At 57.1% G+C, this 26,680-nt stretch carries 28 protein-coding genes and 1 tRNA gene; 9 read left to right on the top strand and 20 right to left on the bottom strand.

Annotation, left to right across the window (positions count from 1 at the left end; translation table 11 throughout):
- The 6 genes from iscA to trmJ form a co-directional block, all read right to left on the bottom strand.
- Complete coding sequence (gene iscA / locus BLP99_RS09085) at nt 1-324, bottom strand: iron-sulfur cluster assembly protein IscA (RefSeq protein WP_030139597.1); 324 nt, start codon at nt 322-324, stop codon at nt 1-3.
- A 22-nt stretch (nt 325-346) separates the two neighbouring features.
- Nucleotides 347-733 carry a Fe-S cluster assembly scaffold IscU gene (gene iscU, locus BLP99_RS09080; protein ID WP_003185157.1) on the bottom strand — a complete coding sequence of 129 codons (387 nt, stop codon included), beginning with the start codon at nt 731-733 and terminating at the stop codon, nt 347-349.
- Between the two features lie 43 nt (nt 734-776).
- Nucleotides 777-1,991, bottom strand: coding sequence for an IscS subfamily cysteine desulfurase (locus tag BLP99_RS09075; RefSeq protein ID WP_072388168.1), 1,215 nt, complete (start codon nt 1,989-1,991; stop codon nt 777-779).
- A gap of 50 nt (nt 1,992-2,041) precedes the next feature.
- On the bottom strand, nt 2,042-2,533 hold the full coding sequence (gene iscR, locus BLP99_RS09070) for a Fe-S cluster assembly transcriptional regulator IscR (protein ID WP_024777044.1): 492 nt from the start codon (nt 2,531-2,533) through the stop codon (nt 2,042-2,044).
- 270 nt (nt 2,534-2,803) lie between these two features.
- Entirely contained in the window at nt 2,804-3,580 is a 777-nt protein-coding gene (gene cysE, locus BLP99_RS09065) for a serine O-acetyltransferase (protein ID WP_072388170.1), read from the bottom strand.
- A gap of 1 nt (nt 3,581) precedes the next feature.
- The gene (gene trmJ, locus BLP99_RS09060) at nt 3,582-4,352 is read right to left on the bottom strand and encodes a tRNA (cytosine(32)/uridine(32)-2'-O)-methyltransferase TrmJ (protein WP_072388172.1); all 771 of its coding nucleotides are present in this window, start codon (nt 4,350-4,352) and stop codon (nt 3,582-3,584) included.
- A gap of 144 nt (nt 4,353-4,496) precedes the next feature.
- On the opposite strand from trmJ, the gene suhB reads away from it, so the two are divergent.
- Nucleotides 4,497-5,315: a type III secretion system regulator SuhB gene (gene suhB, locus BLP99_RS09055; RefSeq protein ID WP_072388174.1), complete on the top strand. Its 819-nt coding sequence runs from the start codon at nt 4,497-4,499 to the stop codon at nt 5,313-5,315.
- A gap of 355 nt (nt 5,316-5,670) precedes the next feature.
- Here the strand turns inward: suhB and BLP99_RS09050 are convergent, their stop codons facing one another.
- From BLP99_RS09050 to queA, 6 genes are all read right to left on the bottom strand, one after another.
- Nucleotides 5,671-6,219, bottom strand: a complete 549-nt coding sequence (locus tag BLP99_RS09050; protein WP_072388176.1) for a glycine zipper 2TM domain-containing protein — start codon at nt 6,217-6,219, stop codon at nt 5,671-5,673.
- A gap of 116 nt (nt 6,220-6,335) precedes the next feature.
- Entirely contained in the window at nt 6,336-7,250 is a 915-nt protein-coding gene (gene secF / locus BLP99_RS09045; RefSeq protein WP_072388178.1) for a protein translocase subunit SecF, read from the bottom strand.
- Nucleotides 7,251-7,259: 9 nt separating this feature from the next.
- Nucleotides 7,260-9,128: a protein translocase subunit SecD gene (secD, locus tag BLP99_RS09040; RefSeq protein ID WP_072388180.1), complete on the bottom strand. Its 1,869-nt coding sequence runs from the start codon at nt 9,126-9,128 to the stop codon at nt 7,260-7,262.
- A 63-nt stretch (nt 9,129-9,191) separates the two neighbouring features.
- Nucleotides 9,192-9,527: a preprotein translocase subunit YajC gene (gene yajC / locus BLP99_RS09035; RefSeq protein ID WP_007956696.1), complete on the bottom strand. Its 336-nt coding sequence runs from the start codon at nt 9,525-9,527 to the stop codon at nt 9,192-9,194.
- Between the two features lie 43 nt (nt 9,528-9,570).
- On the bottom strand, nt 9,571-10,686 hold the full coding sequence (gene tgt, locus BLP99_RS09030) for a tRNA guanosine(34) transglycosylase Tgt (protein ID WP_165887911.1): 1,116 nt from the start codon (nt 10,684-10,686) through the stop codon (nt 9,571-9,573).
- A 14-nt stretch (nt 10,687-10,700) separates the two neighbouring features.
- The gene (gene queA / locus BLP99_RS09025; protein ID WP_072388184.1) at nt 10,701-11,750 is read right to left on the bottom strand and encodes a tRNA preQ1(34) S-adenosylmethionine ribosyltransferase-isomerase QueA; all 1,050 of its coding nucleotides are present in this window, start codon (nt 11,748-11,750) and stop codon (nt 10,701-10,703) included.
- 108 nt (nt 11,751-11,858) lie between these two features.
- On the opposite strand from queA, the gene BLP99_RS09020 reads away from it, so the two are divergent.
- The 3 genes from BLP99_RS09020 (at nt 11,859) to BLP99_RS26620 (ending at nt 13,653) form a co-directional block, all read left to right on the top strand.
- A tRNA-Leu gene (locus BLP99_RS09020) sits at nt 11,859-11,943 on the top strand.
- A 287-nt stretch (nt 11,944-12,230) separates the two neighbouring features.
- Nucleotides 12,231-12,560, top strand: a complete 330-nt coding sequence (locus tag BLP99_RS09015) for a hypothetical protein (RefSeq protein WP_092180211.1) — start codon at nt 12,231-12,233, stop codon at nt 12,558-12,560.
- 28 nt (nt 12,561-12,588) lie between these two features.
- The gene (locus tag BLP99_RS26620) at nt 12,589-13,653 is read left to right on the top strand and encodes a PD-(D/E)XK nuclease domain-containing protein (protein WP_092180209.1); all 1,065 of its coding nucleotides are present in this window, start codon (nt 12,589-12,591) and stop codon (nt 13,651-13,653) included.
- 34 nt (nt 13,654-13,687) lie between these two features.
- On the opposite strand, the gene BLP99_RS09005 is transcribed toward BLP99_RS26620, so the two are convergent.
- The 7 genes from BLP99_RS09005 to BLP99_RS08975 form a co-directional block, all read right to left on the bottom strand.
- On the bottom strand, nt 13,688-14,014 hold the full coding sequence (locus tag BLP99_RS09005) for a low molecular weight protein tyrosine phosphatase family protein (RefSeq protein WP_092180207.1): 327 nt from the start codon (nt 14,012-14,014) through the stop codon (nt 13,688-13,690).
- Nucleotides 14,011-14,205: a hypothetical protein gene (locus BLP99_RS09000; protein WP_092180205.1), complete on the bottom strand. Its 195-nt coding sequence runs from the start codon at nt 14,203-14,205 to the stop codon at nt 14,011-14,013. Before BLP99_RS09000 ends, BLP99_RS09005 begins: the two co-directional genes overlap by 4 nt.
- Before the next feature lie 258 nt (nt 14,206-14,463).
- Nucleotides 14,464-16,446 (bottom strand): UvrD-helicase domain-containing protein, encoded by a 1,983-nt coding sequence (locus BLP99_RS08995; RefSeq protein WP_092180203.1) that lies wholly within the window; start codon nt 16,444-16,446, stop codon nt 14,464-14,466.
- Complete coding sequence (locus BLP99_RS08990; protein WP_092180201.1) at nt 16,431-18,374, bottom strand: ATP-dependent nuclease; 1,944 nt, start codon at nt 18,372-18,374, stop codon at nt 16,431-16,433. The genes BLP99_RS08995 and BLP99_RS08990 overlap by 16 nt, the downstream gene beginning before the upstream one ends.
- A gap of 67 nt (nt 18,375-18,441) precedes the next feature.
- Entirely contained in the window at nt 18,442-18,909 is a 468-nt protein-coding gene (locus BLP99_RS08985; protein ID WP_092180199.1) for a hypothetical protein, read from the bottom strand.
- Between the two features lie 241 nt (nt 18,910-19,150).
- The gene (locus tag BLP99_RS08980) at nt 19,151-19,516 is read right to left on the bottom strand and encodes a DUF6124 family protein (protein WP_092180197.1); all 366 of its coding nucleotides are present in this window, start codon (nt 19,514-19,516) and stop codon (nt 19,151-19,153) included.
- A gap of 496 nt (nt 19,517-20,012) precedes the next feature.
- A complete protein-coding gene (locus BLP99_RS08975) occupies nt 20,013-20,579 on the bottom strand; it encodes a helix-turn-helix domain-containing protein (RefSeq protein ID WP_092180195.1) in 567 nt (188 codons plus the stop codon).
- Nucleotides 20,580-20,729: 150 nt separating this feature from the next.
- On the opposite strand from BLP99_RS08975, the gene BLP99_RS08970 reads away from it, so the two are divergent.
- From BLP99_RS08970 to BLP99_RS08950, 5 genes are all read left to right on the top strand, one after another.
- Nucleotides 20,730-21,512: an aldolase gene (locus BLP99_RS08970; RefSeq protein WP_092180193.1), complete on the top strand. Its 783-nt coding sequence runs from the start codon at nt 20,730-20,732 to the stop codon at nt 21,510-21,512.
- A gap of 19 nt (nt 21,513-21,531) precedes the next feature.
- Nucleotides 21,532-22,419, top strand: a complete 888-nt coding sequence (locus BLP99_RS08965; protein ID WP_092180191.1) for a dihydrodipicolinate synthase family protein — start codon at nt 21,532-21,534, stop codon at nt 22,417-22,419.
- Nucleotides 22,420-22,496: 77 nt separating this feature from the next.
- A complete protein-coding gene (locus BLP99_RS08960; RefSeq protein WP_072388213.1) occupies nt 22,497-22,757 on the top strand; it encodes a DUF2024 family protein in 261 nt (86 codons plus the stop codon).
- A 1-nt stretch (nt 22,758) separates the two neighbouring features.
- Complete coding sequence (locus tag BLP99_RS08955) at nt 22,759-23,025, top strand: Rho-binding antiterminator (RefSeq protein WP_072388215.1); 267 nt, start codon at nt 22,759-22,761, stop codon at nt 23,023-23,025.
- Nucleotides 23,026-23,241: 216 nt separating this feature from the next.
- Nucleotides 23,242-24,327: a sensor domain-containing diguanylate cyclase gene (locus tag BLP99_RS08950; protein WP_072388217.1), complete on the top strand. Its 1,086-nt coding sequence runs from the start codon at nt 23,242-23,244 to the stop codon at nt 24,325-24,327.
- Here BLP99_RS08950 and BLP99_RS08945 read toward each other — a convergent pair.
- Entirely contained in the window at nt 24,311-26,680 is a 2,370-nt protein-coding gene (locus tag BLP99_RS08945; RefSeq protein WP_092180189.1) for a TonB-dependent receptor, read from the bottom strand. The genes BLP99_RS08950 and BLP99_RS08945 overlap by 17 nt on opposite strands.

Genomic DNA, 26,680 nt, shown 5'->3' with positions numbered 1-26,680 from the left:
TCAGATGTTGAAGCTTTCGCCGCAGCCACATTCACCGCGTACGTTGGGGTTGTTGAACTTGAAGCCTTCGTTCAACCCTTCCTTGACGAAATCCAGCTCGGTGCCGTCCAGGTACGTCAGGCTCTTCGGATCGATGATCACTTTCTGACCATGACTCTCGAAAACCTGGTCGTCTTCGCCCACTTCGTCGACGAATTCCAGTACGTAGGCAAGGCCAGAGCAGCCCGTGGTGCGAACACCCAGGCGGATACCCTCGCCCTTGCCGCGCCCCGCCAGGGAGCGCTGCACATGCTTAGCTGCCGCTTCTGTCATCTGGATAGCCATGGAAACTCCTTACCTGTACAGATCAGATCAAGCCTTTCTTCTGCTTGTAATCGCGAACGGCGGCCTTGATGGCGTCTTCGGCGAGTACCGAGCAGTGGATCTTCACCGGCGGCAGGGCCAGCTCTTCAGCCAGCTGGGTGTTCTTGATGGTTTCGGCTTCATCAAGGGTCTTGCCCTTCATCCACTCGGTGGCCAGGGAACTGGACGCAATGGCCGAACCGCAGCCGTAGGTCTTGAACTTGGCGTCTTCGATGATGCCTTGCTCGTTGACCTTGATCTGCAGGCGCATTACGTCGCCGCAAGCCGGTGCACCGACCATGCCGGTGCCGACATCAGGATCCTGCGCGTCCATCTTGCCGACGTTGCGCGGGTTCTCGTAGTGGTCGATGACCTTTTCGCTATATGCCATTTGCTTCAATCCTCATCAGTGGAGCCGCTCTGGTGGCGACTTCTCAGTGCGCCGCCCATTCGATTTTCGAAATATCGACGCCGTCTTTGTACATGTCCCAAAGCGGCGACAAGGCGCGCAGCTTGGTCACTGCCTCGCAGACTTTCTGCGCGGCATAATCGATTTCTTCTTCGGTGGTGAAGCGGCCGAAGGTGAAGCGGATCGAGCTGTGGGCCAGTTCGTCGTTGCGGCCCAAGGCGCGCAGCACGTACGACGGCTCCAGGGAAGCCGAGGTGCAGGCCGAACCGGACGACACGGCCAGGTCCTTGAGCGCCATGATCAGCGACTCGCCTTCGACATAGTTGAAGCTCAAGTTCAGGTTGTGCGGTACGCGGGCGGTCATGCTGCCGTTTACGTAGAGCTCTTCCAGGTGCTCGACCTGCTTGAAGAAGCGCTCGCTCAGGGCCTTGATGCGCACGTTTTCGGCAGCCATGTCTTCCTTGGCGACGCGGAAGGCTTCGCCCATGCCGACGATCTGGTGGGTCGCCAGGGTGCCGGAACGCATGCCGCGCTCGTGACCACCGCCATGCATGGTGGCTTCCAGGCGAACCCGTGGCTTGCGGCTGACATACAGCGCGCCGATACCCTTGGGACCGTAGGTCTTGTGGGCCGAGAAGGACATCAGGTCGACCTTGAGCTTCGACAGGTCGATGTCGACCTTGCCGGTGGACTGGGCCGCGTCGACATGGAACAGGACGCCCTTGGAACGGGTCAGTTCGCCGATGGCTGCGATGTCGTTGATGGTGCCGATTTCGTTGTTCACGTGCATGATCGAAACCAGGATGGTGTCTTCACGCAGCGCGGCTTCGACCATGGCCGGGGTGATCAGGCCGTCTTCACCTGGCTCGATGTAGGTGACTTCGAAACCTTCACGCTCCAGCTGGCGTGTGGTGTCCAGGACCGCCTTGTGCTCGATCTTGGAGGTGATCAGGTGCTTGCCCTTGGTGTGATAGAAATGCGCGACACCCTTGATTGCCAAGTTGTCCGACTCGGTGGCACCGGAGGTCCAGACGATTTCACGCGGGTCGGCGTTGACCAGGTCGGCGACCTGGCGACGGGCATTCTCGACCGCTTCCTCGGCCTTCCAGCCGAACACGTGGGAGCGGGACGCCGGGTTGCCGAAGTTTCCGTCGACCAGCAGGCATTCACTCATTTTTTGCGCGACACGCGGATCAACCGGGGTGGTCGCAGAGTAATCAAGGTAAATCGGCAATTTCATGGACTCTCTCCTAAATCAGGCTGGCTGGCGTTCCGCTTGCTCTGCGGCAGTCATTCGACGGCGGACGCTTCAATCTTGTCCAGGTGCGGCGCCTTGCCATTGCAACGGCGCTGGTCCTGACGCTGGGCTACTTCCTGCACCTCACGGCGGGTGACAAGGTCAGCCAAGCTGATACCGCTCAGAAATTCGTGGATCTGCAGGCTCAGGTCGCACCACAGATGGTGGGTCAGGCAAGTATCGCCGCCATGGCAATCGCCCAGCCCCTGGCATTTGGTCGCATCGACCGATTCGTTCACGGCGTCGATCACCTGGGCGACCTGGATGCCCTGCATGTCACGCGACAGTTGATAACCGCCACCGGGACCACGCACGCTGGAAACCAGGTTGCTGCGGCGCAGCTTGGCGAACAGTTGTTCAAGATAGGACAGGGAAATGCCCTGGCGCTCGGAGATATCGGCCAGGGACACCGGCCCGTGCTGCGCATGCAATGCCAGGTCCAGCATCGCGGTCACGGCGTATCGGCCTTTTGTAGTCAGTCGCATGGACAATTACCACGGAGTTCGGAATGGGGGCGAGTATGCAATTCCCGAGTGTTTAAGTCAAGTATAAGACCTAGTAGGTTACTCAGGTTTACCCGCGAAAGAGCGCGCGCATGATAGCAAAGGCCGGCCGGTGGCGACCAGCGATACCGCGTTGTGGTTTATCGCGAACAAGCTCGCTCCCATCAGGGAGGGCTTCGGTGGATGCACAATGAGTGCACACCACAGCCCCCCCTGTGGAAACGAGCTTGCTCGCAATGAGACCAGCCGGCTTTAGCTGGCCCGGGTTTCGTCCTTGTCCTTCACGCAGGCGAAATCTTCTTCGCGCAGCTCAGGCAGGTCCTTGGCACAGTAATTACTGCCCAGGTCCTTCAGGGCGCCGCACATCCCCTCCAGGCGCCCATCGACGGCCTGCAGGTGATCGAGCAGTTGATTGATGGCGCGGGCCACCGGGTCGGGCATGTCTTCGCCGACACCGTAGGCATCGAAGCCGATCTTCTCGGCCATGGCCTTGCGGCGAGCATCCTGCTCGTCATCGGTTTTGACGATGATCCGCCCCGGGATCCCCACCACGGTGGCACCAGGCGGCACCGCCTTGGTCACCACGGCATTGGAGCCGACCTTCGCCCCCGCGCCCACAGTGAACGGCCCCAGCACCTTGGCACCGGCACCCACCACCACGCCATCGCCCAGGGTCGGGTGGCGCTTGCCCTTGTTCCAGCTGGTGCCGCCCAGGGTGACACCCTGGTACAGCGTCACGTCGTCGCCGATCTCGGCGGTCTCGCCAATGACGATGCCCATGCCGTGGTCGATGAAGAACCGGCGACCGACCTTGGCGCCCGGATGAATCTCGATGCCGGTGAGCCAGCGACCGAAGTTCGAGACCAGCCGCGCCAGCCACTTCCAGCCCATGTTCCACAACGCGCCGGACAGGCGGTGGATCCAGATCGCGTGCATTCCCGGGTAGCAGGTCAGCACTTCAAAGGCGTTGCGCGCCGCCGGGTCACGATGGAAAACGCTTTGGATATCTTCACGCAAACGATCGAACATTTTATTCCTTCCGCTTAATCAGCTCGCCACGGGCCGCTTTCTGGGTTTCCGTGAGGATGCCGCGCAATATATTCATCTCCGCTCGGCTGACCGAGCTTCGTCCGTACAACCGACGCAGGCGCGCCATCAAGTGCCGCGGCTTTTCCGGGTCGAGGAATTCGATATCCACCAGGGTCTGCTCCAGGTGTTCATAGAATCGCTCCAGCTCATCCATGGTCGCCAGTGTCTCACTGCGCGGCGACGTCGCCTCGAATTTTTCGACCTTGCTTGGCTTGCCTTCGGCGGCCAGCCAGGCCATGCGCACTTCATAACTCAACACCTGCACCGCCGCCCCGAGGTTCAGGGAGCTGAACCCGGGGTCGGAAGGGATATGCACGTGGAAATGACATCGCTGCAGCTCTTCGTTGGTCAGGCCGGAATCTTCGCGGCCGAACACCAGGGCGATCTCGACGCCCTGCGCGGCCTCCTCGACCACTTTTGTCCCGCACTCGCGGGGGTCGAGCAGCGGCCATGGGATACGGCGATCACGGGCGCTGGTGCCCAGCACCAGGCTGCAACCCACCAGGGCATCCTCCAGGGTGGCGACGACCTGGGCACTGGCCAGGATGTCACCGGCGCCGGACGCCCGGGCATCGGCTTCATGGTGCGGAAACGAGCGAGGCTCGACCAGCACCAGGCGCGACAGGCCCATGTTCTTCATGGCCCGCGCAGCCCCGCCGATGTTTCCCGGATGGCTGGTATTGACCAGGACGACACGAATGTTCTGCAACAAGGGAGGCGCTCTCGAACACGATAAAGGGAGCAAATCTTACCTAAGCACCTACCGTTAAGCTATGAAAGCGAACGCCAACCTTCTCCTCGGAAAAGTTTCTGATAGAATGCGCGGCTTTCTTTAACAACCTTAGGTGACACATCCATGCAGCCCATGCTGAATATCGCGCTGCGCGCCGCCCGCAGCGCCAGTGAACTGATCTTCCGCTCCATCGAGCGCCTGGATACCATCAAGGTCGATGAAAAAGACGCCAAGGACTATGTGTCCGAGGTGGACCGCGCCGCCGAACAGAAAATCGTCGACGCCCTGCGCAAGGCTTACCCGAACCACTCGATCATGGGTGAAGAGACTGGCATGCACGCCGGTACCGGCATCGAGGGTGAAGAGTACCTGTGGATCATCGATCCGCTGGACGGCACCACCAACTTCCTGCGTGGCATTCCTCATTTCGCTGTCAGCATCGCCTGCAAATACCGTGGCCGCCTGGAACACGCCGTCGTGCTGGATCCGGTTCGCCAGGAAGAATTCACCGCCAGCCGTGGCCGTGGCGCCCAGTTGAACGGTCGGCGCCTGCGCGTCAGCGGCCGCACCAGCCTGGACGGCGCCCTGCTGGGTACCGGCTTCCCGTTCCGCGATGACCAGATGGACAACCTGGACAACTACCTGGGCATGTTCCGCGCCCTGGTCGGCCAGACCGCCGGCATCCGCCGCGCCGGTGCCGCGAGCCTGGACCTGGCTTATGTGGCTGCCGGCCGTTTCGATGCGTTCTGGGAGTCGGGCCTGTCCGAGTGGGACATGGCGGCAGGCGCCCTGCTGATCCAGGAAGCAGGCGGCCTGGTGAGTGATTTCACCGGCGGCCACGATTTCCTTGAAAAAGGCCATATCGTTGCCGGCAATACCAAATGCTTCAAGGCTGTGCTCACTGCTATCCAGCCACATCTGCCGGCTTCGCTGAAGCGCTAAGCAGCCCGGCTATAGAAAAAGCACCTTTCGGGGTGCTTTTTTTATGCCTGCCAGAACCTGCCCATGCAAGCAACTCCCTTTGCGGCGAGGGGATTTATCCCCGCTGGCACGCGAAGCGGCCCTAAATGCTGGCAACCCGGTATGTCAGGCAATTGAATCGGCTGCTTGTGGAGGGGGCTGCTACGCAGCCCAGGCGGGGATAAATCCCCCCACCACAATGGATGTCACCCAGAACACGGATGCAGACTGACCCACTGCAATCGCGAGCAAGCTCGCTCCCACAAGGGGTTGGCGTGAGTCGTGGATCACGGGCACAAAAAAGCACCCCGAAGGGTGCTTTTTTGTAGCGGTTGGATCACTGGGCTGGTTCGTTCTGCCCCAGGATCAGTTGGCCTTCCTTGTTCACCGGGATCTGGTTGCCCGGATCACGATCCATGCGGACCTTGCCTTCCTTGCCGTCGAGCACGTAGCGAACGTCGTAGCCGACCACCTTGTCGCTGATGTCGTTGACGGTGTTGCAGCGCGTCTGGGTGGTGGTGTAGGTGTCGCGCTCCTGCATGCCTTCCTGAATCTTGTTACCGGCATAACCACCACCGGCCGCACCTGCCACGGTGGCGATCTTCTTGCCGGTGCCGCCGCCGATCTGGTTACCCAACAGGCCGCCGGCCACGGCACCCAGGACGGTACCGGCGATCTGGTGTTGATCCTGGACCGGCCTCTGCCGGGTCACGGTGACATCCTTGCACACTTCACGCGGGGTCTTGATCTGGGTCTTGACCGGTTCCACGGCCAATACTTGCGCATACTCAGGGCCACTTTTTACCAAGCTGTAGGTGGCGACCGCACCACCGGCAGTAACACCGACAGCACCCAATACCGCACCAACCAGCATCGATTTGTTCACTTGAACCTCCTGACCATCACAAGCGGGATTAACCCGCGCTTCTCCCAGCCTTGGAGCACAAAAAAAGGCGCGAGTTCAACTCGCGCCTTTTGAGCGGTGACGGACGGGGCGAAGCCTTATGGACGGTCGTCCACTTCCGTTTCGGTGGCCGCGGGCGGAATCAGGTCCTCGGTATTCAGGTTCAGCCAGATCAGCACCACGTTGGCGATGTAGATCGACGAGTAGGTACCCGCCATCACGCCAATGAACAGGGCAATGGAGAAACCGAACAGGTTGTCGCCACCAAAGAACAGCAGCGCAGCAATCGCCAGCAAGGTGGAGATCGAGGTCGCCATGGTCCGCAGCAGCGTCTGGGTGGTCGAGATATTGATGTTCTCGATCAAGGACGCCTTGCGCAGCACACGGAAGTTTTCACGCACCCGGTCGAAGACCACGATGGTGTCGTTGAGGGAGTAACCGATGATCGCCAGCACCGCCGCCAGCACCGTCAGGTCGAAGGTGATCTGGAAGAACGACAGGATACCCACGGTCACGATCACGTCGTGGATCAGCGAGACAATCGCGCCCACCGCGAACTTCCACTGGAAGCGGAAGGCCAGGTAGAGCAGCACGCCGCCCAGCGCCATCAGCATGCCGAGGCCGCCCTGGTCGCGCAGCTCTTCACCGACCTGCGGACCGACGAACTCGACACGCTTGACCTGGGCCGGGTTGTCGCCGCCTGCCTTCTGCAAGGCCTCGGCAACCTGGTGGCCCAGCTGCGGGTCTTCGCCCGGCATACGCACCAACAGGTCGGTGGTGGCACCAAAACTCTGGACGACCGCTTCACCGTAGCCCGATGTCGCCAGTTGCTCGCGCACCTTGGTCACGTCGGCCGGACGCTCGTAGGTCAGCTCGATGAGCGTACCGCCAGTGAAGTCCAGGCCGTAGTTCAGGCCCTTGGTGGCCCAGCTGAACAACGCCAGGACCGTAAGGAACAGTGTGACGCCGAACGCAACGTTGCGAACGCCCATGAAGTTGATTGTACGTAACATGGCAGCCCCTTAAATCCACAACTTCTTGAAGTCACGTCCGCCAAAGATCAGGTTGACCATTGCGCGGGTCACCATGATGGCCGTGAACATCGAGGTAAAGATCCCGAGGGACATGGTCACTGCGAAGCCTTTTACCGGGCCGGTGCCCATGGCAAAGAGAATCCCGCCGACCAGCAAGGTGGTCAGGTTGGAGTCGAGAATCGCGGTGAATGCCCGGCCGAAGCCTTCGTTGATTGCACGCTGGATCGACATGCCCGCGGCGATCTCTTCACGTATCCGCGAGAAGATCAGCACGTTGGCGTCCACCGCCATGCCCATGGTCAGCACGATACCGGCGATACCCGGCAGGGTCAGCGTAGCCCCCAGCAGCGACATCAGGGCCAGCAGCAACACCATGTTCACCGCCAGTGCAACCGTGGCGATCAGGCCGAAGAAGCGGTAGATGGCGATGATGAACAGCGAGACGAACAGCATGCCCCACAGGGATGCATCGATACCCTTGGTGATGTTGTCGGCACCCAGGCTCGGGCCGATGGTACGCTCTTCAGCGAAGTACATCGGCGCGGCCAGGCCACCGGCACGCAGCAGCAGGGCCAGTTCCGAGGACTCGCCCTGGCCGTTCAGGCCGGTGATACGGAACTGACTGCCCAGCGGCGACTGGATGGTCGCCAGGCTGATGATTTTCTTCTCTTCCTTGAAGGCTTGCACCGCGACGTCTTTCTCGACGCCGTCGACCACTTGCCTGGTATAGGTGGTGATCGGCTTCTGCTCGATGAAGATCACCGCCATGCTGCGACCGACGTTGCTGCGCGTGGCGCGGCTCATCAGTTCGCCGCCGTGGCCGTCGAGGCGGATGTTCACCTGCGGGCGACCCTGCTCGTCGAAACTCGCCTGGGCATCGGTAACCTGGTCACCGGTGATGATCAGGCTGCGCTCGATCTGTGCCGCCGGGCGGCCGCCCTCACGGAACTCGAAGCTCTCGGAGGTGGCCTTGGACGCGCCCGGCTCGGCGGCGAGGCGGAACTCCAGGTTGGCGGTCTTGCCGAGGATACGCTTGGCTTCGGCGGTGTCCTGCACGCCTGGCAGCTCGACCACGATGCGGTTGGCGCCCTGGCGCTGCACGATCGGCTCGGCCACGCCCAGCTCGTTGACCCGGTTGCGCACCGTGGTCAGGTTCTGCTTGATGGAGTATTCGCGGATTTCCGCCAGCTTGGCCGGGGTCATCGCCAGACGCAGCACCGCCTGACCGTTGAGGTCGGCCGGTACGATGTCGAAGTCGTTGAAATTCTTGCGGATCAGCGCACGGGCCTGCTCGCGGGCATCTTCATCGCTGAAGCCCAGCTGGATGGCACCGTCGAGCTGCGGCAGGCTGCGATAGCGCACGCGCTCCTTGCGCAGCAGGCTCTTGACGTCGCCTTCGTAGACTTTCATTCGCGCGTCGAGGGCTTTTTCCATGTCCACTTCCAGCAGGAAGTGCACACCACCGGACAAGTCCAGACCCAGCTTCATGGGGTGCGCGCCAAGCTTGCGCAGCCATTGCGGAGTGGTCTGGGCCAGGTTCAGGGCCACGACGTATTCGTCGCCCAGCGCCTTGCGCACCACGTCCTTGGCCGGCAGTTGGTCCTCAGCCTTGACCAGGCGCAACAGGCCGCCCTTGCCGTTTTCGGCGATGGACGCAGCCTTGACCTCGATATTGGACGCCTTGAGCGCTGCGCTCGCACGGTCCAGATCGGCCTGGGTGACCTGCAACGCCGTGCTGGCGCCACTGACCTGAATGGCCGGGTCATCCGGGTAAAGATTGGGAGCGGAATAAATCACACCGACCGCCAGCACCGCCAGGATCAGTACGTATTTCCACAGAGGGTATTTGTTCAGCATCACGCCGCCCGCTTATGACGCGGGGCGCCTTGCGCGCCCCGTCGATTGAAGAGAAGTTGTTACTTAGATCGCTTTCAGCGTGCCTTTTGGCAGCGTGGCCGCGATGGCGCCCTTCTGGAACTTCATTTCAACAGTGTCGGACACTTCCAGAACCACGAAGTCGTCGGCCACTTTGGTGATCTTGCCGGCGATACCACCGGTGGTCACCACTTCATCGCCTTTCTGCAGGCTGCTGAGCAGGTTCTTCTGCTCTTTGGCGCGCTTGGCCTGTGGACGCCAGATCATCAGGTAGAAAATCACCAGGAAGCCGACCAGGAAAATCCACTCGAAACCGCCACCCATAGGCGCAGCTGCAGGTGCAGCGGCATCGGCCATGGCGTTAGAGATAAAAAAGCTCATTTAGCACTCCAGTTGCAAGTATTGAATCTTAGGATCGGAAAACTCAGTCCAAAGGCGGAACAGGCAACCCGCGCTTGGCATAGAAGGCCTCGACAAAGGCGGCCAATGTACCCTGTTGGATAGCCTCGCGCAAACCAGCCATAAGCACCTGATAGTGGCGCAAATTATGGATGGTATTGAGCATACTGCCGAGCATTTCGCCGCACTTGTCCAAATGATGCAGATAAGCGCGAGAGAAGTTCTGGCAGGTGTAGCAATCGCACGTCGGATCCAGCGGCGAATCATCGTGGCGATGAAACGCGTTACGGATCTTCAGCACGCCGGTGTCGATGAACAGATGCCCATTGCGGGCATTACGGGTTGGCATCACGCAATCGAACATGTCCACCCCGCGGCGCACACCCTCAACCAGATCTTCCGGTTTGCCAACGCCCATAAGGTAACGAGGTTTGTCAGCCGGCATCTGGCCCGGCAGGTAATCCAGCACCTTGATCATCTCGTGCTTGGGCTCGCCCACCGACAGGCCGCCGATGGCCAGGCCGTCGAAGCCGATCTTGTCCAGGCCTTCGAGGGAGCGCATGCGCAGGTCCTGGTGCATACCGCCCTGGACGATGCCGAACAGTGCCGCCGTGTTGTCGCCATGGGCGTTCTTCGAACGCTGGGCCCAGCGCAACGACAGCTCCATGGACACCCGCGCCACGTCTTCATCGGCCGGGTACGGCGTGCATTCGTCGAAGATCATCACGATGTCCGAGCCCAGGTCGCGCTGCACCTGCATCGACTCTTCCGGGCCCATGAACACCTTGGAACCGTCCACTGGAGAGGCGAAGGTCACGCCCTCCTCCTTGATCTTGCGCATCGCGCCCAGGCTGAACACCTGGAAACCGCCGGAGTCGGTCAGGATCGGGCCTTTCCACTGCATGAAATCGTGCAGGTCGCCGTGGGCCTTGATCACTTCCATGCCCGGGCGCAGCCACAGGTGGAAGGTGTTGCCCAGGATGATCTGCGCACCAATCGCCTCGATGTCCCGTGGCAGCATGCCCTTGACCGTGCCGTAGGTGCCCACCGGCATGAACGCCGGGGTTTCCACGGTACCGCGGGGGAAGGTCAGACGACCGCGACGAGCCTTGCCATCGGTGGCGAGCAACTCGAAGGACATGCGACAGGTGCGACTCATACTGTTTCCTCGGGTCCGCGTGGCGCGGGGTTACGGGTGATGAACATCGCATCACCGTAGCTGAAAAAGCGGTATCCATGCTCGACGGCGGCCTTGTAGGCGGCCATGGTTTCGGGATAACCGGCGAACGCCGAAACCAGCATCAACAACGTGGATTCGGGCAGATGGAAGTTGGTGACCAGGGCATCGACCACATGGAACGGCCGGCCCGGGTAGATGAAGATATCGGTGTCGCCACTGAACGGCTTGAGCACACCATCGCGAGCAGCGCTTTCCAGGGACCGCACGCTGGTGGTCCCCACCGCCACCACCCGCCCACCGCGCGCGCGGCAGGCCGCCACGGCGTCCACCACTTCCTGGCTCACTTCCAGCCATTCGTTGTGCATGTGGTGGTCTTCGATACGCTCGACCCGCACCGGCTGGAACGTACCAGCGCCAACGTGCAACGTCACGAACGCGGTCTCCACGCCCTTGGCGGCAATCGCCTCCAGCAATGGCTGATCGAAATGCAACCCCGCCGTCGGCGCCGCCACCGCCCCCAGGCGCTCGGCGTACACGGTCTGATAACGCTCGCGGTCCGAGCCTTCATCGGGACGGTCTATATAAGGAGGCAACGGCATGTGCCCGACACGGTCGAGCAGCGGCAACACCTCTTCGGCAAATTCCAGCTCGAACAACGCATCATGCCGCGCCACCATCACCGCCTCGCCGCCGCCGTCGATGAGGATCGACGAACCGGGCTTGGGCGACTTGCTGGAGCGCACATGGGCCAGCACACGATGACTGTCCAGCACCCGCTCCACCAGAATCTCCAGCTTGCCGCCGGAGGCTTTCTGACCAAACAACCGTGCCGGAATCACCCGGGTATTGTTGAACACCATCAAATCGCCCGGGCGCAAATGCTCAAGCAAATCAGTGAATTGACGGTGAGCCATGGCACCGCTGACCCCGTCCAGGGTCAACAGGCGACTGGCGCGACGCTCGGCCAGAGGGTGGCGAGCGATCAGCGAATCAGGGAGGTCGAAGGTAAAGTCAGCAACACGCATGATGGGGTTCGTCTAGCAGGGCCGGAAAGTCTAGCGGAATTATCAAAAATTGACCATGAAACGTGATTGACCAACGGTAGGCACCTCTCTATACTTCGCCGCCATTGAGCCCTGATGGCGGAATTGGTAGACGCGGCGGATTCAAAATCCGTTTTCGAAAGGAGTGGGAGTTCGAGTCTCCCTCGGGGCACCATTTTAAAGAAAGACCTTGAAATTCAAGGTCTTTTTTTTCGTCTGCAGGAAAGTCACCGATCCATTTGTGGCGAGGGGATTTATCCCCGCTGGGTCGCGAAGCGGCCCCAACCACCAAACCTGTGGCAAGGAAGAATCTGTGGCCAGTAAGAAACCCGTGGCGAGGGAGCTTGCTCCCGCTTGAGCGCAAAGCGCTCACAAACATGTCACAGCCCCCACCGATGCTCCACCTTGCAACGCCCAGTTGACCCACCGCCCCTCCTCACCCGCTGACAAAGGATTCACCCCATGGAATTGCTGCTGGAAACGGTCGCTCTTTACTCGCTGAAGCTGGCTTATGAGACGGAGGGGCATAGTCCGATTTTGCGGGATGATCACCTGATGGCGGACTATGAGCGGGAGGTGTTTGGGTTGTTGGTGCGCAGAGAAGACATCCAAACTATCCAGGCAAAAGTGCAGCACTGCTTGGACTTGGCGCTGGAGGCACTTGGGGGCAGCAACACCGCTTTGGGACGGGAACTGGGCCGGTTGGCGACTGACTTCAGCGCTACCCAGACGATAGCGGAGCTTCGGGATCCGCTTCTAACCCTTAGGGATTACCTGAAAGATATCCAGTAAACCTGCAAGACCTGGCGCAACGAACATCTTGGAGAAATACGCTTTGCTGAAATGGATCTCTGCATTTTTTCTTAGAAGTAGCGAAAACGACACACTGGGCGAGTTAGTGATGGAGAACCGGCGCTGGCGCATGTTCGCCAAGGTCGGCTTCACCATATTGGTGTTCATGCCCATCCTCACCTACTGCTCCTGGATAGCCCCGCGGTTTGAGGACTCGGGGCTTACCAATCCCGCAGTGCTTGAGGTGATCAATAGCGAAGAGTATCAACAGGCAACCCGGGAAATATTTGCTCTGCTCGACCTCTACAACCGGGGCGAGATTGGCCTGGACTCGCTGCGCGGTTTACAAGGCGTTCACCGAATTGGCGGCGTAACGGTCACTTTCAACCTGCAGTTGGTACCACGAGACGAGCCCAGGCAAGGAGGAGGCAACAAATACAAGCTTGATGGCCAGTACAAAGTGACAGTCGTCACAGGCTATCTGGTTATGTTTCTGACCATCGAACTGTTTTTGATTGGGATAGCAACCTGCGTCATTTTCCAAAGACCACCAAAAGCGCAGCGCAGGTTTGAGGAACAGATACTCCAGGAGCATTTCTCCTTTGATATGCCCGCCCTCCCCGTTACCGAAGAGCGAGCCGACCAGATCATCGAGCGCATGCTGCTGCGTTTTCACCGTTTTGCGAAAGACTTGGAACACCGCCCGCGCGGCCGAAAGGGAGTTCAGCTTGACGATGAATACGACGTCCAGTTTCTGGTCAACGCGTTGCTAAGATTGCAGTTTGATAATGTAAAGCCTGAAGAGCCGTCCCCGAGCATGGCAGCAGGCGGCACCCGCGCAGACTTCCTCCTGCCTGAACATGGGCTCTTTATTGAACTCAAGATGACGCGCGACGGTATGACCGCAAGATCGCTAGCCGACGAGCTGATCCTGGATATCGCACGCTATCGTGCCCATCCCGAATGCCATGCAATCATTTTCTTCGTTTACGACCCTCGCGGCCTTGTTAAGAACACCGTGGCATTGCAAACGGAGTTATCGGAGATTGCGGGTGAGCTCCCTGTGAGCCTGATCGTTTCGCCTAGCCATTGAAGAAAAGGCGGCTCGTGAAAATTGCCCTAAATGCTCAAATACACAGGTACGGCGTCACCGCCAGCTCAAGCATGTCCACCAGCTCAGGATCCATGAAGCGATAGTCATCGGGAATATCCAGAACATGCAGCTGCTTGTGCTCAAGCAGCCGGGCGTACTCTGCCCGTAGACGGTGCTCGTGCTTGCGCTCCATCACAAAAATGACATCGGCCCAACGGATATCCGCTGGGCCGATAGGCTTGCGTGCGTTCGGGCTAGTGCCCGCCGAACGAGTGCTGAAGCCAGGACGTCGACGCCAGATCGCCTCCCCGGTAGGGCTGCGCCATTGGTTACGACTGCAAACGAACAGGAGATTAGTCACTCTTGATCCAACAGTTGGCGGGTGGTGCGGATGGGATAGCTCATACCGAGCTGACGCGCCCGGTGCAGCTTGTCGGCACGGGTGTACATCAGTTTCCAGTTCTTTTCTGGTTTGAAGTCCTGCGGGCTAATCGCTTCGCGCCCATTGTGCTTGCGGGATTGCGCGCGTCTCCAGCAGCGGGTTCTTTCCATGGTTGTTTCCTCGTGAGTACCGGGTTCAGCAGCCGCGGTAATACGAGGTGGAGGGATGGTAAGCGTGAATTGGGGTTGTGGCTAGTGTGGGTGGGGCCCGTAGTGACTATGGATTTGGACACGCAAAGAAAATAAATCCGTCCCACTTCCTCGAAAAACCTATTTTATTTCCCCGCACAATGGGGCTTCATTGTCAATGAACACAAATAAAACCAATCAAGCCGCCCCCTAAAAACAAATTACCTCTATCTTTTAATTTCAGAGCACGACCTCTGTTACGTCATCGAAAAACTCATCAATATTATCTTTTTCCTCCTGCGACAACATTCTCACACAAGCCAAGTTCCGTATGGTCCTTGAACAGGCCACATAAAGTATCTTCTTCACATCGACATCAAAGCTGTCAAATTTCTCCTTTGAAAAAAAACCGTCAAAATTATACGAGCTTTTCCAAAAATAATCCTCCACAACAACCAAGGTATCCATAATTCCAGAACCCTTTGTTTTATGCATGGTAATAAATGGCGTCCCCTCATCAAGATACCGCATATAGTTATTTACTTCACGCATGGACATACCACCTTCTATCAAATCATGATAAAAGTTTTCTACTTTGACTTTTTTCAATAGCTGATCATACTCATATTCATCTATACCCTCCATGCATTCCAGAACCTTGGTATAGCTTTTTATGCCACTAACATAAAGACCTTTAAATTGCTGATATTCGCCGTCATTCGACACCTCATCTAAAAATTTTTCTTTCCGTTCAAGTATCCTACGCCGAGATTCAGACTCTTTAATAAGATTACTTTCGATTGCAAACATCACCGACTCTTCCGCACTCCATTCACCAGCACATAAACTTTGCATACGCGCAGACAAATCCTGCTTCTTGGCTAAATTATTAATTGAATAGCCAGCTTTCTTCACACACCCTAACAATTCATCATACCTCTTTGACTCAAACAAACTAATCAAGAGACAAACATCACTGTACTGAAGTGCAGCCAGATACTCTTCCAGCCTATCATTTATTGAAATACTGAATCGTTCGTTAAACACATCAAACAAAACACCAAAGCCTGCCTTTCTGGAAATCGCCTTATTAGTAAGAATAAGAGTCTTCTGGTTTTCAGCTTGCGAAGCGGCCTCTATTAGTCGATTTACCTTTTCAAAGTATTCCGCTTTTATAGCCGCATCGCTAAATGGGCCGGGCCTATCATTGCAAATTGCATAGTAGAGCTTAACAGTACCCTGCCTCTCACTAGGGAGTTCCTCAACCCCATCGATTACTTTTAAAGCCACCTCTTGAGTTAAATCATCAATTCTGAGCTTATTAATAAACTCGACAACCTGAGCTGAGCAACGATAATTATCAGGCTTATTTATCTTACGCAGATCTTTCCGCGCTATATATTTCTCGACATCTCCAACACCATCTTCGTAGATACCCTGCATTGAATCTCCAAAAAGTCCTAACGTCTTATCGGGCCTATTTTTCACAGCATTGACAAAAGCTTCGATTACGCCAGGATTTGTATCTTGATACTCATCGATAAATATATAATCATACTTATCAAACAGAATACGAAGTAACTTTGGTTTTTTCAAAAGAAGACATGATATCGTTATCAAGCCATCATGGCCAAAGCTCAGCTCGTCGAAGCGATTGAAGGGCGACTCGTTATAGAATATTTCATAATGCGGAACTGCCTTTATTCGACCGAGTATAAAAAAATTAAAATCATTAATTTGCGCATTCAACTCTTCGATATGGCTTACAGAGTCCTTATCGAACACACGCTTCCCTGGACACTTTAAAATTTTCTCTCCTTTTATTGCAAAAAGTGAGTCAGCAAATTTTTCATATGCCTTCTTGTATCTTTTATGCTCAGCGTCGCCCTCAGGAATAAAAAACTCCTGCACCATTCGTATTCTGAATATTTCAAAAATCACGGATTGTATATCTAAGGTATAATTTTTTATTAAACCACTCAAAAAAGAATGAATTGTGGAGATTTTATGTTGACCGCCGACCCGCTTCGCAATTTCTTCTGAGGCCAGGTTAGTATGAGTAATACAGACCGCTGATCGGTCTGGAAACTTTTCCGTTATGTGAGATAAAACCACTTTTAAAGACTCAGTCTTCCCGCTCCCCGCGCCCCCCTGCAATACAAAGTCGATACCACTATTAACGCAGTGAAGGACTTCTGATATAGGACTCATTTCGCCAACCATTTTATCCCCTCCTCAATATATAAAGGTGTCTTCCACTGAACCGTTTCACTAGCCAGTGCTAAAAACAATAACGAGGAGGCAAATGCCGACTTTTTCTCCAACACCTTATCTACAAGCTCATAAGGAGTTCCCACATCGTTTATTAAGTCTACGTTTTTCAATCCCTGCAAATGCTCTATGTTATTTTTTATCAAATCCAAATTAATATTTACAAATGCATCTTCAAAACTTCGCCCATGATACCCATTTTCAGTTTTTTGATAGGCTATAAACGGACTAAAATCAGCTACCTGCAGGCTGTGATTTTTAAGATCCTCAAACCATGCCTGAAACTTTTCAACCTCAGTGAAATCCGGAGAGTTTAGATAATGCCTTATGGTTGCGTTGCTCGTGTGAGTGCCTTCGCTTACACAACAAGCAACATACCCGCCTTTCCTGCCGCCCTCTCCTTCTTTGTAAATGGTAGTATCAATATCAGTTATGATAAGAGCTTTAATCCCGATAAACTCTATAAAGTGTTTAAATGATTTTGCATTGGCCCCAGCTTCCAAGATTGTAATATTCTGGGAAGACAGTGGAACTTTCAATTCATCAGCGCCATGCAGCTCATCAAAACGACTTACAAAATAATCCCACAGAACCCTTTCCGTCAGCCCTTCTATAAAGACTACTTTACTTGCAAAAAACAGCTCACACGCACTAAGAGTTAGGTACTGCGTTATGAAATTGAAAGAGTCAGTATCACGACCATATTTCCTCTCAAGCTCGGAATAGAAATTCTTAATCTCGACTTCACCATTGGAAACTTTGAAATATCTTATATCTTCAAAGTTACACTGAGATACAATATGTGATGAGTGAGTAGTTATTACCGTCTGAAGATTATCGATCTCTGACAAAATTGATTTTATTTTGGTCGAAAAAACATATTGAATTTGCGGATGTGTATGCGCCTCTGGCTCCTCAATAAAAAGTAAATTTATTTGACACTTACTCTTATTAAATGACTCTTTCCTTATCTCGATAGCCAGTAACAAATAAAGAATATTCATATGACCCAACCCGTTATAGGTCTCGGGTAGAAAGCTACCATCCCCCCCATACACTACTTGCGAACAATTATCTAACACCTCTTTAGACTCTAGATTAGAGACAACCTTAATATTGTCAATAGCAAGAAATTTTTTTGCCCCGGCCAAAAATGGATTAAAAAATTCCTCGTACTTTTTTTCAAGCCCCTCATCCATCCCAATCAATAGCTCATTAATTGGATCGAAGTGCTCTTGATCATCATTTGCCTTATTAAAATACTGGGTGGTTAGCTTTGATAGAATTTTTTTCCCTCCTTCAGAACTAGCAACATCTCTTCGTGCATGGATAATTTCAAAATTTATTAGTGCTCGAACCAAGCTTATGTCTTTTTGCACAAGAGCCTGTCTATTTTTCGTTACATCTTCGTCCTCCAAGAACGCATACACTCTATTAACCAAGTACTTATACAAATTCTTTTTTATATAGCGCTCTTTGCAGCTAGTTACCAATTCAAGATCTCGGACAAGCCGCTCAGCATCTATAGAACATTCAAAAAGTATCTTTACTATATTATTACCATCATCTAAGTCGAGAATAAAATCTGAGATTTGCCTCAGATCATCCTCCCCATTGAATTCAATTTCGAGAGTCATTTGGATTGCCAAATTATCGACCTTCCCTCCATACTGTATTGCTAGTATTTGTTTCCGGAAGCCTATCGGAAAATCGTCGAATGTGAACTTTATGGAAGGCTCGTAAAATCGTTCAAAAAGAACCAAAAAAGAAGTTTTACCGCTATTATTTCGCCCTATCAGCAATGATAAATCACGACGCATTTCTAAAATAGCATCTGTTAACATCCTAAAATTTTTGACACCAATTTTAATAATTCTCATCACATCAATCCATGAATAGAAATAAATACTACAAACTTAATCAAACAAAACCACTATTAGCCGCCACTTATGGCTCACTCAAACCAGATTTTTTAATTCTAGTGCATGTTGGTAACTCAACATAGATCACCTGTTTATCTCGACCGACCAACAAACCGGCGATGAGGAAGATCACACCTAGGAAGAAGCCAACGAATCCTAGAAAGCCACTCACCAAGGTGCCGCCAATCGCGGTTCCAACAGTTTCCGAGCCTGAGTGAGCGCCATTAATGGCTATATGGCTACCAGTAAAAACAATACCAGCCGAGGGGAGCATGAATGCAGCGATGCCCGAAGTAACCAAAAGTCGACGCCATGCCTTGCCAGCAGTGGGGGCGGAGACAGCTATTGCAAGTGCAAGAATCCATGTTACGAAGAAAATAATCTCGCCAGCCCCTCCACCAACTCTCGGTGATGCCGCCCCGGTAATGGCCACAACTGTCGAAACAAGAATGGTTAATATCAACCCCGCGACCAACTCTGCAAGAATCTTCATCCTGAACTCCTGTCTGCACCGCGCCGAATATGACCGACTGAGGTATAGCAGCAAAACGCCACTGCTGCCCTGCGGAAATTTGTCACAGCTAGCTTGCAGGAGAAAAGCTCGCATGCATGGAGAATTCAGACCTCTTGGGGCCTCGGGTTTGCTGGGGCGCTAAGCCTCTCTCGGATACAAAAAAAGGCCTTGCTGGGGCAAGACCTTTTTTTCAATCCAGGCAGCACGTAATACTGTTGTCCTACCTCACCTCAACAATATCCAACGCCCGATTCGCCAACAGCTCACTCACCTCAATCACCTGCAAAATCCCCAACGCAACCCGCCGCCTCGAACCATCCAAATCAAACGCCAAATCATTGATCATGGCATTAGCCGAAGCCAGATTCTCACTGAGATTCGCAAGCAAACACTCAGAATCAACCTCCGGATCAATCCGAAAAATGGAGTCCGACTTGTCAGACGTTTCGCTCTTAGGCTTGGGCTTCAAGTAGTAATCCAACGCACGGGTAGCCGCGTCGTCGAGCTTTTTGTTGCGAGCAGACTGGGCACGGGATGTAGGTTCGTCTGTATCTGTAACTGGAGGATTCGGTGTAACTTTGACCATGGTCTTAACTCTCTGGTTGAGGCCACGACCCGTTCGCTGCTAAACGAATTGGGAGGCAGCTGTACGCAGGTTAGCAGACCGACGAGTTAAGAAATCGGCGCGTCCGAGGACGCCCTGCGCACAGCCACCATCAAGTGCAGGAATGGGGATTCCTGTCTGATGACGCGTTGTGCGACTTAACTCGGCGAGCTGCTAAACCCGATCACTGACCATCAGTGACAGGTCCAAAACTACCGACGCAACCCCAGGCGCACAAGCCGGCGGATTCTGGCGTAGTTGTAGGCAAAGGCGCAAGGCGCTGTGGCTTGGCGGGCCTTCGTCGCTGGTGTCTGTCGGTCTTTACTGACAGGCGCCACTCGATGGCCCGAGCAGATGCTCGATGCCGTTCAATGAGGCTGTCGGAAGATTTGTGGCGGGGCGGTCATTGGAGGGGGCTGCTGCGCAGCCCAGCGGGAGCAAGCTCCCTCGCCACGTTGGTTACCTGCGATTGGAGCCACTAGTCGCCCTCGCCCTTCTCCGCCGACTCATCGCTGTGCACCACCACCAGCAACTGCGCCTGAACATCCCCCACCGAACGCAACCGATGAGGCTTCTGCGCATTGAAATGCAGCGCATCACCACGGTTCAGCAGCACGCGCTCGTTCATGAAGTCCACTTCCACCTGGCCCTCGTGCACGAACAGGAACTCCTCTCCGGTGTGTTCCTTGAACGCGTGATGCGCGGTGAATTCGGCCGCTGGATAGAGGATGAAGGGCAGCAGGCTGCGCTCGGACACTTGGTGGGCCAATACCGCGTATTCGGAGCTGCCGCTGCTCGCCGCCAGGGATTGGCGGTCTTCGCTGCGCACCAGGCTGTAGCTGTCGAGGGAGACGGTTTCTTCGGAGAACAGCTCCTCGACTTTGACGCTCAGGGCCTTGGCGAGCTTGAGCGCCGTGGCGATGGAGGGCGTGCTCAAGCCCCGTTCCACCTTGGACAGGTAGCTCTTGGTCATCCCGGTTTTTTCGGCCAGGACGTCCAGTGTCATGCCGAGTTTTTTCCTGAGCAATTTCAAGCGAATGGACATAGGTAACCAACATTTCCAGAGAAACGGACAATCTGCGATTGCAAATGACACTTTGTGTCATATAGTCTATTTAGTGTCATTAGCACCTTCCTTTCACAGCTTCCATGACGCGGATCAAGAACGGTCAAAGAACGAATCAGGAGAACGGATATGAGCAAGACACTGGCGACGCCCAAGGACCAGTTGGTCCAGCATGCTGTTAACCAGATGCAGAAAACACTGCCGGATAATACGTGGACTGTACGACAAAAGCTGGCCCTGACCTGCCGCATCCTGTTCGAGAACGGTCACGACTCAGGGCTGGCGGGGCAGATTACCGCGCGCGGGCCACAACCGGGCACCTATTACACCCAGCAATTGGGCCTGGGCTTCGATGAAATCACCGCTGGCAACCTGTTGCTGGTCAATGAAGACCTCGAGGTGTTGGAGGGCCATGGCATGCCCAACCCGGCCAATCGCTTTCACACCTGGGTCTACCGCGCCCGGCCGGATGTGAATTGCATCATTCACACCCACCCGACCCACATCGCCGCGCTGTCGATGCTGGAAGTGCCGCTGCAGATTTCCCACATGGACCTCTGCCCGCTGTACGACGACTGCGCCTTCCTGGAGGGCTGGCCGGGTGTGCCGGTGGGCAACGAGGAAGGCGAGTTGATCGCCGGTGCCCTGGGTAACAAGCGCGCCATCCTGCTTTCCCACCACGGCCAGTTGTCCACCGGTGCCACCGTGGAAGAAGCCTGCAACATCGCCCAACTGATCGAACGCGCCGCGAAGCTGCAATTGCTGGCCATGGCCGCCGGCGAGGTGAAACCGATCCTGCCTCACCTGGGCCGCGAAGCCCACGACTGGATCTCCCGGCCCAAGCGCCACGCGGCCGCCTTCAACTACTACGCCCGGCAGACCCTGCGTCAACACGCCGATTGCCTGAACTGAACCCACCTGGAGCGAAGCCATGTCTACCCCCAACATCCACGGCATCATCGGCTACACCATCACGCCCTTCTCCACCGACGGCCAGGGCTTGGACCTGGACGCACTGGGCCGGTCCATCGACCGTCTGATCGACAGCGGCGTGCACGCCATCGCGCCCCTGGGCAGCACCGGCGAGGGCGCCTACCTGAGCGACGCCGAGTGGGACCAGGTCAGCGAGTTCAGCATCGCCCGCGTCGCCGGCCGGGTGCCCACCGTGGTCAGCGTGTCTGACTTGACCACCGCCAAGGCGGTACGCCGCGCACGCTTTGCCCAGGCGAAGGGCGCCGATGTGGTGATGGTGTTGCCGGCTTCATACTGGAAATTGAGCGAGGCGGAAATCCTCGCGCACTACCAGGCCGTCGGCGCCAGCATCGACCTGCCCATCATGCTCTACAACAACCCCGCCACCAGCGGCATCGACATGTCGGTGGAGCTCATCCTGCGGATTTTCAACGCGGTGGATAACGTCACCATGGTCAAGGAAAGCACCGGCGACATTCAGCGCATGCACAAGCTGCAATTATTGGGCGAAGGCCAGGTGCCGTTCTACAACGGTTGCAACCCCCTGGCGCTGGAAGCCTTCGCGGCCGGCGCCAAGGGCTGGTGCACCGCCGCGCCGAACCTGATCCCGCAGCTCAACCTCGACCTGTACGCCGCCGTCCTGGCCAACGACCTGAGCCAAGCCCAGGCGTTGTTCTATCGTCAATTGCCACTGCTGGACTTCATCCTCAAGGGCGGGTTGCCCGCCACCATCAAGGCCGGTTTGCGAACTCTTGGCCTGGAGGTCGGCGATCCGCGTCTGCCGGTTTTTCCATTGGATGAGGCGCGTAACCAGCAACTGCAGGCGATGTTGAAACAACTGCTCTGATTCGCTCTGACTTCGCGACGGACAGGTGGCGCCCCAACCTGTCCGCTCGCTCCATTGGCTGTCACCGGGAGAACACCATGACCCTCAAAGTCTATGACACCCACGTACGCACCCAAGACGGGCGCTACCTGCATTTCGATGTGCTGATAGACCGTAACGACCAGGCATTCGCCCAAGCCTGCGCGCGACGTTTCCTCGCCGAACAGGGTATCGAAGACCAGGACATCATCTTGAACGACTGCCGCTTCTGCCATGTCGAGCCGGGCAACCCCGCAGTAGACGAGGCCATCGCCCGGCAAGGTTTCTTCATCCTCAAGCTGCAAGGTTGCGAGGCCTGACATGAGCACCTATCGACCGCTGGACTGCGACCTGCATGACTACCTGGAAATTGCCTGCCTGTACGGCTACACGCTGGAGATCGAACTGACTGACGGCCAACGCCTGACAGCGCGTGCGATCACCACGCGTACCGCCCCCACGCGAGAGGAATTTCTCGAGGTGGAAACTGCCGATGGGCACCAGGAGATTCGCCTCGATCGGTTGCTGGCGATTACGCCGCAGGATCGCAGCGCTCGGTTTGGTCGGGTTGTGCTGGCGAGTGGGTGACGGGGCCACTCGCTGTACAGATGATGCAGGGAGCGGGCCTGGCGATGGTCAGCCGGCTCCGCCCTTCGATCAACACGCTCCCTTCCCGCAACAAAATTTTCGACTCGTCCCTTCCCGCAAAGCTGTCATCCGCTCCAGCAAAGTCCTGCGCGTATTGCCGCCTCGATAATGCCTTCTTCACTCTCTGGCGTTACAACCAAGCACCGTGTACCTCCCATGAACCTACGCACCTTCGTTCGTCGCTACTGCCTCGACTCCAGGCTCGTCACGAATGCCCTGATCCGCCTGCACAAGGCACTGTCTGCCCTGGTGAGTTCTCTGGCGCAGCAGGGTTTCGATTCCCAGAGATGGCCAGCGACCCGTGATGAAGACGCGCCGGACCGGCGCATTGGCTCCATCTGCCCGGAGCTGGCCGCGACGGTGTTCAGCCACGGGCGGGAGGGGGTCGCCCTTGTCGATCCGTACGGTCGGGTCATCGACGTGAACGAGGCTTTCACGCGCCTGACCGGCTACGGGCAAGACGAGGTCAGGGGCCGGGAGTTGAACGCTCATCGCATGGTGCGTCGGCTCGCGGCGTTTTATGCGCCGATGAAGAATGCGCTGGATTTCCACGGGCATTGGTCGGGTGAAATCCAAAGCAGCCATAAGGACGGTCGGGAGATGACATCGCGCATCAGCATCAGTGCCGTGCATGACCGTCACGGGAATGTTCAGCACTATGTGGCGCTGCTCAGCGATATGACGCAGGTGAAGCAACGCCTTCAGTTACTGGAGCGCGATGCCCGTTATGACGCGCTCACGCAGTTGCCCAATCGGTTGCTGTTGGCCGAGCGGATGCGTCAGGCGTTGGGCAAGGCGCGGATTCACCAGCACCAGGTGGCCATCGCGTTCATTGATCTGGATGGGTTCAAGGCGCTCAACGACAGTTATGGGCATGACTGGGGTGATCGGGTATTGCAGATTGTCGCGGCGCGGATCAATGCGACGCTGCGGGAGGGCGATACGTTGGCGCGGCTCGGTGGCGATGAATTCGTGGCGGGGCTGGTGGGTTTGCAAGAGGTGGAGGACAGCGAGCCTTTGCTCAAGCGGATGCTGGCGGCGGCCAATGCGCCCATCTTGATCGGTGCGCAAACAGTGGAGATTGCCGCGAGTATCGGCGTGGCGTTCTTTCCTGAGCATGGGCAGGAAGTCGATGCGTTGATCAGCAAGGCGGACCAGGCCATGTACCTGTCGAAAAAAGCCGGGGGCAATCGCCTGGCGTTTTGTCCGACCCGCTTCATTTCGGTCAATAGCGAAGCCTGACGGTGGTGCCCAGGGTTCGTTCGCTGCCGGTCATGGCGCCGTAGTCACCCGCGCCCAGCAGCGAGTACACGGCAGTGATGTAGTGGCGGTCGAACAGGTTGCGTGCCCAGCCTTCCACTTCCCAGGCACGGTCCTGGCTGCGCAGGCCCAGGCGCAGGTTGGTGAGGCCGTAGCTGGGCTGATAACTGCCTTCGCCCCCTTCGAGGGTGCCGTAGTAGCCGGTGCGAAAGCTGTAGTCGACGCCGCTGTAGACTTCCAGCCCGTACGGCAACGGATGACGATGGTCCAGGCCGCTGCTGAGGTTCCATTCCGGCGCGTTGTAGAGGCGGTCGCCGCTGAGGTCGCAAGTCCATTGGCCCGAGGCCGGCGGGCACGGGGCGTTGGGAAAACTGCGGTAGCGCGCATCGCTCCAGGCCAGGCCAAGGCGCCCGGTGAGCCGGGGAGCCAGTTGCCAGGCCGAATCCAGCTCGACACCGCGCAGGCGGACCTTGCCGACGTTGATCAGATTGTCCCTCAACGGTGGCGCGAGCACGGAGGTCGGCGGGCTGTAGGTGAGCGCCTGGTAGTTGTCGACATCGGTCTGGTAGACCGCCAGGTCGAGCATCGCCCGCTCATCCCACAAGCGTGTCTTGATGCCCAGTTCCAGGGACGTGGCGCGCTCCGGCTCGAAGGTGGGCTCGGCGAACGGGCCGACCACGTCGAAGTTGATGCCGCCGGCCTTGTAGCCGCGAGACCAGCTGGCATAGCCCATCACCGCATCGCTGAAGCGATAGCTGGCGCTGAGCAGGCCGGAGAGGTTGTCCTCTTCGATCGAGTCCTCACGGTAGTAACTGCCCCCCAGGGCGATGTCGCGCAGCAACTGGCCGCCGGCCTGGAACGTCGGCGGCAAACCGTCCAGCGAAGCGAGGTTGCTGACGTCGCGGGACACCCAACCGTCCTTGCGCTCCTGGCTGTAGCGCAGGCCGCCGGTGAGCTCGAGAGGGTCGACGGGGCGCCAGGAAACCTGGCCGAAAATTGCCCGGCTGTCGCCCTTCTGCTCGCCGTCGTAATGCTGCCGGGCACCTTCCAGCAACTGCGCCGGCACCTGGCTCGGATCGGTGAAGGTGATGCCATAGAGTTTCTGCAACAGCGCCAGTTGGTCGCCCACGAACCAGGGTGCGGCATCCTTGCCGAACGCCACGTCGATCTCGCGATCGAGCTGCTGGCGCAAGTAATAGAGCCCAGCGACATAGTCGACGGACGAGCCGGCCGTGCCGGACAGTCGCCATTCCTGGCTGAACTGCCGATGCCCCAGCTGCGCCTCGGACTGCGCCACCGCCAACGCGGTGCTGTCGCCGTCCCGCGTGGCGCGGTAGTCCCAGTCACGATAAGCCGTGATGCTGGTCAAGCGCATCGCCTCGTCCAGGTCCCAGTTCAGCTCAAGGGAAACACCGTCCTGCAGGGTTTGCGGACGCCCCGGCGCGTCAATGCGCACCTCGCGCCGGTAAGGGTCGGGCTCCGCCAGCGGATAGCCGAGGAACCGGGCGCGCTTGCGGGTCTGTGGGCTGTAGTGATTGACCAGCAGCACGTTGCCGGCCTCGTTCTGCTCGGCATAGTCGGCGATCAGACGCGCGCTGAAGGCCTCGGTGGGCGTCCATAGCAATTGCCCGCGCAGGCCTTGGCTGTCGGCGTCGCCGAGGCGGGCGCCGTCTTCGAGGTTTTCCACCTGCCCATCCACCGAGCGTTCGAAAACGTTGAGCCGCCCGGCCAACACCTCGTCGCGCAGCGCTCCGGAAATCGTCCCGCGGTATTCGCCCAGGCCATGCTCGCCGTGGCTGGCTTCCAGGCTGGCCTCGGATTGGAACGTCGGTGGGCGGGTGACGATGTTCAGCGCCCCCGCCGTGGTGTTCTTGCCGAACAAAGTACCTTGGGGCCCACGCAGCACTTCGATGCGCTCGATGTCCATCAGCTCGGTGAAGGCCATGCCCTGGCGCGCCAGGTAGACGCCATCGACGTAGGTGCCGACGCTGCCCTCCAGACCGTCGTTATAGGCGGTCGCGCCAAACCCGCGCAGGCCGAAGCCGGCATAACGCGCATCGTGCCCGGACACCACCAGCCCGGGCACCCGTTGCTGGATGTCCTGGAGGGTGTGCAGGCCGGCTTCGTCCAGTTGCTCGCCATAGAGGACATTAATGGGGATCGGCACGTCCTGCGGGTTTTCCTCTCGGCGCCGAGCGGTCACCGTGGTTTCGTCGAGCACCAGTGAGCTGGGCGACGCGGGGGTGGATGGCTGCGCTGGCCCGGCGTTGACCGATGCCCAGGGCAATGCCGCCAAGCTGCCGAGCAAGAGCAGCCTGCAACGCGGACCCGGCAT

It is taken from the genome of Pseudomonas sp. NFACC32-1 (assembly GCF_900101215.1).
Taxonomy (GTDB): domain Bacteria; phylum Pseudomonadota; class Gammaproteobacteria; order Pseudomonadales; family Pseudomonadaceae; genus Aquipseudomonas.
The sequence above is the reverse complement of the archived record's forward strand: the minus strand, read 5'-3'. Positions and strand labels throughout refer to the sequence as shown.